This window comes from Brevibacterium samyangense (genome assembly GCF_039529845.1).
Taxonomy (GTDB): domain Bacteria; phylum Actinomycetota; class Actinomycetes; order Actinomycetales; family Brevibacteriaceae; genus Brevibacterium; species Brevibacterium samyangense.
Map to the genome: position 1 here is coordinate 11,072 of NZ_BAAANO010000007.1, position 8,706 is coordinate 19,777.

8 protein-coding genes are annotated in these 8,706 nt (G+C 70.2%); 4 read left to right on the forward strand and 4 right to left on the reverse strand.

Annotation, left to right across the window (positions count from 1 at the left end; all coding sequences use genetic code 11):
* Positions 1-51: 51 nt before the first annotated feature.
* Positions 52-300 carry a WhiB family transcriptional regulator gene (locus ABD172_RS03820; protein WP_344307111.1) on the reverse strand — a complete coding sequence of 83 codons (249 nt, stop codon included), beginning with the start codon at positions 298-300 and terminating at the stop codon, positions 52-54.
* 395 nt (positions 301-695) lie between these two features.
* Here ABD172_RS03820 and ABD172_RS03825 point away from each other — a divergent pair, with 395 nt between their 5' ends.
* The 3 genes from ABD172_RS03825 to ABD172_RS03835 all read left to right on the forward strand — a co-directional run bounded on the left by ABD172_RS03825 (position 696) and on the right by ABD172_RS03835 (position 3,419).
* Entirely contained in the window at positions 696-1,271 is a 576-nt protein-coding gene (locus ABD172_RS03825; protein WP_344307113.1) for a gamma carbonic anhydrase family protein, read from the forward strand.
* A 92-nt stretch (positions 1,272-1,363) separates the two neighbouring features.
* Entirely contained in the window at positions 1,364-2,794 is a 1,431-nt protein-coding gene (locus ABD172_RS03830) for an NAD(P)H-quinone dehydrogenase (RefSeq protein WP_344307115.1), read from the forward strand.
* Positions 2,795-2,846: 52 nt separating this feature from the next.
* A complete protein-coding gene (locus ABD172_RS03835; RefSeq protein ID WP_344307117.1) occupies positions 2,847-3,419 on the forward strand; it encodes a DUF6328 family protein in 573 nt (190 codons plus the stop codon).
* Here the strand turns inward: ABD172_RS03835 and ABD172_RS03840 are convergent.
* The 3 genes from ABD172_RS03840 to ABD172_RS03850 all read right to left on the reverse strand — a co-directional run bounded on the left by ABD172_RS03840 (position 3,392) and on the right by ABD172_RS03850 (position 7,059).
* A complete protein-coding gene (locus ABD172_RS03840; RefSeq protein ID WP_344307169.1) occupies positions 3,392-5,227 on the reverse strand; it encodes an acetyl/propionyl/methylcrotonyl-CoA carboxylase subunit alpha in 1,836 nt (611 codons plus the stop codon). The two genes, ABD172_RS03835 and ABD172_RS03840, sit on opposite strands and share 28 nt — an antisense overlap.
* A gap of 129 nt (positions 5,228-5,356) precedes the next feature.
* A complete protein-coding gene (locus ABD172_RS03845; protein ID WP_344307118.1) occupies positions 5,357-6,049 on the reverse strand; it encodes a Maf family protein in 693 nt (230 codons plus the stop codon).
* Complete coding sequence (locus ABD172_RS03850) at positions 6,046-7,059, reverse strand: SGNH/GDSL hydrolase family protein (RefSeq protein WP_344307120.1); 1,014 nt, start codon at positions 7,057-7,059, stop codon at positions 6,046-6,048. The genes ABD172_RS03845 and ABD172_RS03850 overlap by 4 nt, the downstream gene beginning before the upstream one ends.
* A 129-nt stretch (positions 7,060-7,188) precedes the next feature.
* Between ABD172_RS03850 and ABD172_RS03855 the strand changes: the two genes are divergently transcribed.
* Complete coding sequence (locus ABD172_RS03855) at positions 7,189-8,634, forward strand: AI-2E family transporter (RefSeq protein ID WP_344307122.1); 1,446 nt, start codon at positions 7,189-7,191, stop codon at positions 8,632-8,634.
* The last annotated feature ends 72 nt before the right edge of the window (positions 8,635-8,706 follow it).

Sequence of the window (8,706 nt, forward strand, 5' to 3'; positions counted from 1 at the left end):
GGTCCGGAACCCTCGGGTTCCGGACCTTCCGTCGTACGGTGGTTGCGCGGGTCAGCCTGCGCGGCGGGCGCGGGCTGCGCGGCGCTTGAGAGCGCGGCGCTCGTCCTCGCTGAGACCGCCCCAGACGCCGGCGTCCTGTCCCGATTCGAGTGCCCACTGGAGACAGGTCTCCGCCACCTCGCAGCGACGGCACACGCTCTTCGCCTCCTCGATCTGGAGCAGGGCCGGGCCGGTGTTGCCGATGGGGAAGAACAGTTCGGGGTCCTCGTTGAGGCATGCCGCGCGATGGCGCCAGTCCATGGTTTCCTTTCCTGGATGGGTTCGTCGCGCCGGGCGGAAACACACGTCTCGAGCGTCAGCGGGCGACGTGGGCGTCATCCGCGAATGGTCTTCGCGAGTGGTGGTTTCCGCTCCGAGTCCTCCCGGGCGGGAGGCTCTGGGTCCTCCCGGACGGGGCCGGGAGCAGGCGCGCCAAGTGGTCAGGCGATTCTGATCCCTACAAGGGTCACACGCGGCCTCCGGTGGGACAAGAGGTCCGTTGTGTGAAATTGCCGACAAACGTTCATCGTCCTTCAGAAGGCGAGTCGGTGCAAATCGACCCACGGGTGGGTCCTGTTCCGGGAAACGGTGGGGCCGGCCGGGTGCGCGGGGATCGACGTCTTGTCCCTCCGGGACTGCTGTGGTGTGCTGTGCCTATGACATATGACACACCGCTTCCCGGCCGCCGGCTCGGCAATCTCTCCGACGTCCGCCTCATCAGCATCGAGGGGCGTGCGCCCCGGGTCGATCCCGAGGCGTTCGTGGCGCCCGGCGTCACACTCATCGGCGATGTCCACCTCGGGCCGGGCAGCAGCATCTGGTACGGCTGTGTGCTCCGGGCGGACCGGGGCTCGATCACGATCGGGGCGGGCTCGAACGTCCAGGACAACTCGGTCATGCACGCGGACCCGGGCAAACCGGTGGTGGTGGGGGAGCGGGTGTCCGTGGGCCACCGGGCTCTCGTCCACGGGTGCACGGTCGGCGACGACGTGCTCGTCGGGATGAGTGCGACCCTCCTCAACAACTGCTCGATCGGCAGCAACTCCCTCGTGGCGGCCGGCGCGGTCGTCCTCGAGGGCACCGAGGTGCCGCCCGGTTCGCTCGTCGCGGGAGTCCCGGCGAAGGTCCGGAGGGAACTGGAGGAGTCGGACCTCGAGCGCGTGCACGGCAATGCGCGGAACTACGGGATCATCACCGCACTGCACCGCGACACCGGGGCACTCCTCGAGTGAGCGCCCCGCACCGTCGCACGTGCGTCGTGTCGGCGGCCGATTTCGGCGCGTGATGATTTCGCGCGTACCGAACCCTTTGGGAGAATGAGCGCGTGAAGAACGTATTGGATCCCTCGCAGAACCGTGTTGTCATCATCGGCGGAGGCCCGGGCGGGTACGAGTCCGCACTCGTCGCCGCCCAGCTCGGTGCCGACGTCATGCTCATCGAACGCGAACGCTGCGGAGGATCCGCGGTTCTCACCGACGTCGTTCCGTCGAAGACCCTCATCGCGACCGCCGAACTCATGGTCGACATCTCCGAGTCCTCGGCGCTCGGGATCCGGTTCGGGAATTCCGACAAGGCGGACCCGGATCCCGCGGGCCCGCTCGTGCATGCGGATCTCGCCGCGATCAACCGGCGCATCCGGGATCTCGCGAATGCCCAGGCGAGCGACATCTACGACGGTCTCGTGCGCTCCGGCGTCAAGGCGATCAAGGGCACGGCGACCCTCGTCGGGCCCCGGACGGTGCAGGTCGTCGAGGCCGACGGTGCCGAGTACACGCTCGAGGCCGACACCATCCTCCTCGCGGTGGGTGCGCACCCGCGGGAGCTGCCGACCGCCGTCCCGGACAGCGAGCGGATCCTCACATGGACCCAGTTGTACGAACTCGACAAGCTGCCCGAGCACCTCGTCGTCGTCGGTTCCGGTGTGACGGGAGCCGAGTTCGCCTCGGCGTACAACGCGCTCGGGGCGAAGGTCTCCCTCGTGTCCTCCCGGGACCGCGTGCTCCCCGGTGAGGACGAGGACGCCGCGGAGGTGCTCGAGAAGGTGTTCCGGTCCCGCGGGATGAATGTGCTGTCGCGGTCGCGTGCGGAGACCGTGGAGCGGACCGAGGACGGTGTTCTCGTGACCCTCGCGGACGGTCGGAAGGTCCCGGCCTCGCACTGCCTCATGGCCGTCGGCTCGATCCCGAACACCGAGGGCCTCGGCCTCGAGGCCGCGGGTGTGCGCACGCTCGATTCCGGTCACATCGTCGTCGACGGGGTGTCCCGCACGACGGCCCCCGGGATCTACGCCGCCGGTGACTGCACGAGCGTGCTGCCGCTGGCCTCGGTCGCGGCGATGCAGGGCCGCATCGCGATGTGGCACGCGCTCGGCGACGCGGTGTCACCGCTCAAGCTGCGCAATGTCGCCTCGAACGTCTTCACGGCCCCGGAGATCGCGACCGTGGGTTACACGCAGTCCGACTACAAGCAGTCCACCGGCGATGTCGTCTCCGTGACGGTGTCGCTCAGCACGAACGCGCGCGCGAAGATGCAGGACGTCACCGACGGTTTCGTCAAGCTGTTCTCCCGGAAGTCCTCCGGTTCGATCCTCGGCGGGGTCGTCGTCGGTCCGCGGGCGAGCGAGCTCATCCTGCCGATCACGACCGCGGTGGAGAACCGGCTCACGGTCGATCAGCTCGCCCAGAGCTTCGCGGTGTACCCGTCGCTGAGCGGATCGATCACGGAAGCGGCGCGGAAGCTCCACACGCCGAACTGATCCGCGGCGCAGGGAGGTTGTCCCGTCTGCGCTGAAGGGCCACGATGAGTGCATGAGCACTCATCGTGCCCCTTCGTTCCTCACCGGGCAGGCCGACTACGACCGCAGCGAGACGGCTGCCGAGACGTACGACCGGAACTGGAACGAGGTCCTCCAGGAACTGCGGGTGCTCCAGACGGGCACGCAGATCCTCACGGGATTCCTCCTCGCACTCGCGTTCCAGCCCGCGTTCGCCGATCTCTCGCCGGGGCAGCGGGCGCTGTACCTCGTCCTCGTCGTCCTGTCGGTCCTCAGCGCGGTTATCGCACTCGCGCCGGTGGCCCTCCACCGGCTGTTGTTCCGGCGCGGGGTGAAGGACGTGATCGTCGGGTACGGGCACGCGGCGCTGCTCGGTGCGCTCGGCATCGTCTCCGTGCTGCTCGTCGGCGTCGTCGGATTCGTCTTCCACGTCGTCGCCGGGTTCACGCCCGCGTGCATCGTCGCAGGTCTGCTCGGACTGCTCCTCCTCGTGCTGTGGGTGTGGGTTCCCGTCGTCGTCCGGCGGAATCGCCCGGCGGACGACGACGCGGATGACGACGGGGACGAGGAGGAGGGCGGTCAGCCCTCGAACTCGACCAGGACCTGACCGGACTTCACACCGTCGCCGGCACTCACGAGGACGGCCTTCACCGTCGCGTCGTGGGTGGCCGTGAGCGGCTGCTCCATCTTCATCGCCTCGATGACGGCGAGGCGGTCGCCGGTCGACACGGTGTCCCCGGGGGCGACGTCGACGGAGACGACGGTCGCCTGCATGGGGGAGACGAGCTGCGGGGAGTCGTCGGTGCGGGCTGCGCTCCGGTGGTGGCGTGCTCGACGGGCCCGGCGTGCGGCGGCCGGGGAATCCGCGGTTCCCCCGGTGGGGGCTGCGCCGGGAGCGGCGAGGGTGGCGGGTACCTTCACGGTCATGCGGTGACCGTCGACCTCGACGACGACGTCGACGGTCTCTCCGCTGCTGTCGTCGTGCGGAGCGGTGCCTGATCGGCCGGGGGTGGGTGCATCGGTCACGGAGCCCTCCGAGGTGAAGCGGGGCATGAAGTCCGACTGCAACCACAGCGTGGAGACGGTGAAGTCCTCGGTGAACGCGGGTTCGTCCACGAGCGCGCGGTGCAGCGGGAGCAGCGTCTGCACGCCGGTGAGTTCGAACTCGGCGAGAGCGCGGCGGGCCCGGGCGAGGGCCTGCGCACGATTCTCGCCGGTGACGACGAGTTTCGCGAGCATCGGGTCGAAATCGACGCCGACGACCGAACCGGCACGCACACCGGAGTCGAGGCGGACGCCGGGGCCCGAGGGCACCTCGTAGGTCTCGACGGTGCCGGTCGCGGGGAAGAACCCGGCGGCGGCGTCCTCGGCGTTGATCCGGAACTCGAGTGCGTGGCCGCGCGGGCTGGGGAAGGCCTCGGGGAGGGTCTCTCCGGCAGCGATCCGCAGCTGCCACGCGACGAGGTCGACGCCGGTGACCTCCTCGGTGACGGTGTGTTCGACCTGGATGCGCGCATTCGCCTCCATGAAGGAGATGCGCCCGTCGGTGCCGAGGAGGAACTCGCACGTCGCAGCACCGACGTAGCCGACGTGGGCGAGGAGACGCTGCGAGGTCTCCGTGACGAGACGTTCCTGTTCCGCGGTGAGGAACGGTGCGGGTGCTTCCTCGATGATCTTCTGATTGCGGCGCTGGAGGGTGCAGTCACGGGTCGAGGCGACGAGGACACGACCGGTCCGGTCGACCATGCACTGGGTCTCGATGTGCCGCGGGTTCACGATCTGCTGTTCGAGCAGGCAGGAACCGTCACCGAAGGCGGCAAGGGCCTCACGGGAGGCGGACTCGAACGCACGGGGGAGTTCCTCCGCGTTCGCCGCGGTGCGGAACCCACGTCCGCCACCGCCGTGCACGGCCTTCACCGCGACGGGGTAACCGATGCGGTCGGCGACCTCGAGGGCCTCGGCGACGTCCGCGACGGGGCCGTCCGAACCCTGGGCGATCGGGGCGTCCACCGCGAGCGCCGAGGCGCGGGCGCCGGCCTTGTCACCGAGCGTCCGGATCGCCGAGGGCGGCGGGCCCACCCACACGAGTCCGGCATCGATGACGGCCTGGGCGAAGTCGGGGTTCTCGGCGAGGTATCCGTAACCGGGGTGCACGGCCTCGGCACCGGCCCGGCGGGCGACGGAGAGCAGGGCGTCGTGGTGGAGGTAGGTCGCTGCCGCGCCCTCTCCCTCGAGGAGCCAGGCGTCGTCGGCGAGCCGCACGAAGTCGGCGTTCGCGTCCGCCCGCGTGTAGGCGACGACGGACTCGAGTCCGAGGTCCTTGCACGCGCGCACGATCCGCAGTGCGATCTCGCCGCGATTGGCGATGAGCACGCGGGTGAACCCGGTGGTCTCCTCGGCGGTACGGCCCTGCATCGATTCCTTCAAGCCCGACTCCTTGTCGCTCACAAGCATGCTGACGGTCGGACGTCCGATCGTCCGACTCGGAACGAATCTAGGGACGACCTCCAAACGCTTGTGCGGTTCGGACAAAGGAGGCGGGCATCACTGGCGGGAATGCACGTCCCACAGGGAGGGCCAGAACAGGCCGAGGGAGGTGACGAGGTCCCGGAGGACCGGGAGGCTCAGCCCGATGACGTTGTGGTGGTCGCCCTCGATCCGGGAGACGAAGGCCCCGCCGTAACCGTCGATCGTGAGGGCGCCGGCGACCTCGAAGGGTTCGGCGGTCGCGATGTATGCCTCGAGCTCGGCCGGGCTGGGACGGACCGTGTGGATGCGCGAGGTGGCGGGCGCCTCGGCGGTGGAGGTGAGCGACCAGGGCGTCGTGGGGGACTCCCGGTCGAGCCGGGCCACGAAGTGCCCGGTGTGGAGGTCGGCCGCCCGTCCGCCCATCGCGGTCCACACCTCGCGGGTGGCCTCCGGGGTGTGGGGTTTGCCGATCGCGCGCCCGTCGAGCTCGAGGATGGAGTCCGAGGCGAAGAGGACGAGGGTCGTCGGCTCACCGCGGCCGTCCACGGTCGGGACCACGGGCACGGAACCGTCGAGGAGACGGGCGACGACGGCCTCGCCCTTGGCCCGTGCGAGCACCTGCGCGAGGTCCCTGATCGGGGTGTTCCCATGAGCCGCCTCGATCGCGTCCTCGTCGACGTGGGACCCGACGACCTGCGGTGTGATGCCGGTGGTACGGAGGATCTCGAGCCGGGAGGGGGAGGTCGAGGCGAGGACGACGTGGGTCATGGCGTGGGGTGCTCCTGGTGCGGCGGGCGTGGCTGTGCGGTGGACGGTGCGGGCGCTGCGGAGCCCGGCCCGGAGTCCGGCACCTGCCCGGTCTCCGGTGTCGATGCGGCATCCGACGCCTCGGCGGCGTTCCGGTCGACGTCGTCCCGGGGTGCATCGACATTGCGCGAGGTGAGCAGCGGGAGGTCGAGGTCCTCGGCGAAGCGACGGACGAGGAACGCGGCGAGGAACTGGTACCCGAGGGGACTCGGGTAGCGGCCCGCGCGGGAGACGAGGCCCACCCGGCTCGTCCCGCTCATCGCCTCGTTCGTCGACAGCGGCACGTGGCCGCAACTCACGGTCGTGAGCCATTGGGAACCGGCGAGCACCCGGGAGGAGCGTCGGAGCGCGGTGCGCAGCGGGCGGGGCACACCGGGCAGTGCTCCGAGGTTCGGGCACGTGAGCACGAAGACGCGGTACCCCTCGCGTTCGAGGCGGTTGAGCGCGGAGGTGAGCACCGGCAGCCCGATCGAACCGGTGAACGGATGGACGATGTCCGCCGAGCCCATGCTCAGGACCGCGTACCGGACGGCGGAGGTGCCGGAGCGGCCCTTGCGCATCCGGGGATCGGCGAGCAGCGCGTCGACCTGCGCGCCGATGTCCTCGGCCCGGGCGCTCGGTTGGGCGAGGGCACGGACGCGCACGGGGGAGCGGACGAGGGACGAGAGGCCGCGGGCCATGAGGACGGCCGGGGTCTTGCGGCGGCGACCGACCGAGAGGCCGGCGAGCCAGGAATCGCCGAGGACCGCGAGCGCCGGCAGGTGTTCCGTGTCCTTCGGGTCACCGAGCGGGACGCTGTGGTCGGCGTGCGGATCGACGAGGTGTGCGAGCTCGGGGACCCGGCGGCGGGCGTCGAGGTCGTAGGCAGCACGGAGACGTCCGGCCTGCCAGCGGAGGAGTCCGAAGAGGGATCCGCCACCGGCTGTGGCGAGGGCGGCGACAGTGACGAGGGCGCGGGCCGAGCTCTTCATCCGTCGCCTGCCTCCTTCGTCTCGCCGTTCCCGGCGTCCGTACAACCGATGTCGTTCATCCGACGCCGTCCGGGCCGGAAGCGGCCCGGACCCTGTTCGGGTCGTTCACCTGCGGATAGTCTTTCACGTATGACGACGAACCCCTCCTCCTTCGCCGGTCGGATCCGGAATGCGCTCACCGGTCTGCGGGAACGACGCACCCCGGGGCAGGCCGTGCAGGTCCGCAAACTCGTGACCTACGAACCCGAGGCGCTCGTCTACGCGCCACCGACCGACGACGAACTCGGACGCGGTGCGTACGAGCCGTACGTCGAGCCGTCGGTGCGCCTCGCTGCCGCATGGAGCTGGCGCGGGCTCGTGGTCCTCGCAGCCCTCGTCGCGGCCTACTGGTTGCTCTCGAAGGTGACGGCCGTCCTGCTCCCGGCGCTCATCGCGATGCTCATCGCAGCACTCCTGAGCCCCGTCTCCCAGTTCCTCCGCAACCGGCTGAGGTTCCCGAACGCACTCGCGGCGGCCACCGCGTTCCTCGGTGCGATCGTCGTCGTCGCGGGGCTCCTCAGCCTCGTCGGTCAGCAGATCGTGTCCGGGTTCCCGGCGCTCGCCGGACAGGTCGTCGCCGGCTACAACGCGATCGTCGACTGGCTCATGCACAACCCCTTCGGACTCGAGGCCGAACAGGTCGCCACGTTCCTCGACGACGGACTGCAGCAGGCGCTCACCTTACTCGAGTCGAACGCCTCCCGGATCGCCGGAGGTGCCGCCGGAGCCGCGGCGGGAATCGGGAACTTCCTCACCGGCCTCATCCTCACCCTCTTCACCGCGTTCTTCTTCATCCTCGACGGACGCCGGATCTTCACGTGGTTCGTCGGACTGCTCCCCGTCCCCGCCCGGTCGAAGGCCGAGGGCGCGGCGCTGCGCGGGTGGCAGACCCTCGTCCAGTACGTCCGAGTGCAGATCATCGTCGCGGCGGTCGACGCGCTCGGCATCCTCATCGGCGGGTTCCTCATCGGCCTCTTCGCCGGTCAGATGCCGTTGCTCATCCCGCTCACCGTGCTCGTGTTCCTCGGTTCGTTCATCCCGATCGTCGGTGCGGTCGCGACCGGTGCGATCGCCGTGCTCGTCTCGCTCGTCACGCAGGGCTTCGTCCCGGCGCTCTTCATGCTGCTCGTCGTGCTCCTCGTGCAGCAGCTCGAGGGCAATGTGCTCCAGCCGATGATCATGGGCAAGGCCGTGTCCGTCCACCCGCTCGCGGTCGTCCTCGCGGTCGCGGCCGGTGCCTTCCTCTACGGCATCCCCGGCGCGCTCTTCGCCGTCCCCGCGGTCGCCGTCGCGAACACCGTGCTGCTGTTCCTCGCCGGACGCGATCTCTTCGCCGAGGACGCCGTCGAGGCGGGGGAGGACCCCGCGGACGCAGCACCCGATCTCGAGCACGATGACGGGGAACCGACGGGTGCCGCTGCGGGTGACCGGGCGGGAGCGCCTGCGAAGTCCGGTGCGTCCGGGGTGCTCGCGGAGCCCACGGACGGCACCGCCGCGGACCCGAGTGCGCCGAACCCTCGTCCGGACCGCGACTGACCCGAGGCGGCGCGGACGTCGCGATCGGATCCCGGATCCCGGGGATCCGTGGCATTCGATCGCGACGTCGGC

Coding starts and splice junctions, on each gene's coding strand:
- ABD172_RS03820 (WP_344307111.1), bottom strand. CDS start 300: ATGGACTGGCGCCATCGCGCGGCATGCCTCAACGAGGACCCCGAACTG.
- ABD172_RS03825 (WP_344307113.1), top strand. CDS start 696: ATGACATATGACACACCGCTTCCCGGCCGCCGGCTCGGCAATCTCTCC.
- ABD172_RS03835 (WP_344307117.1), top strand. CDS start 2,847: ATGAGCACTCATCGTGCCCCTTCGTTCCTCACCGGGCAGGCCGACTAC.
- ABD172_RS03840 (WP_344307169.1), bottom strand. CDS start 5,227: ATGCAGGGCCGTACCGCCGAGGAGACCACCGGGTTCACCCGCGTGCTC.
- ABD172_RS03845 (WP_344307118.1), bottom strand. CDS start 6,049: ATGACCCACGTCGTCCTCGCCTCGACCTCCCCCTCCCGGCTCGAGATC.
- ABD172_RS03850 (WP_344307120.1), bottom strand. CDS start 7,059: ATGAAGAGCTCGGCCCGCGCCCTCGTCACTGTCGCCGCCCTCGCCACA.
- ABD172_RS03855 (WP_344307122.1), top strand. CDS start 7,189: ATGACGACGAACCCCTCCTCCTTCGCCGGTCGGATCCGGAATGCGCTC.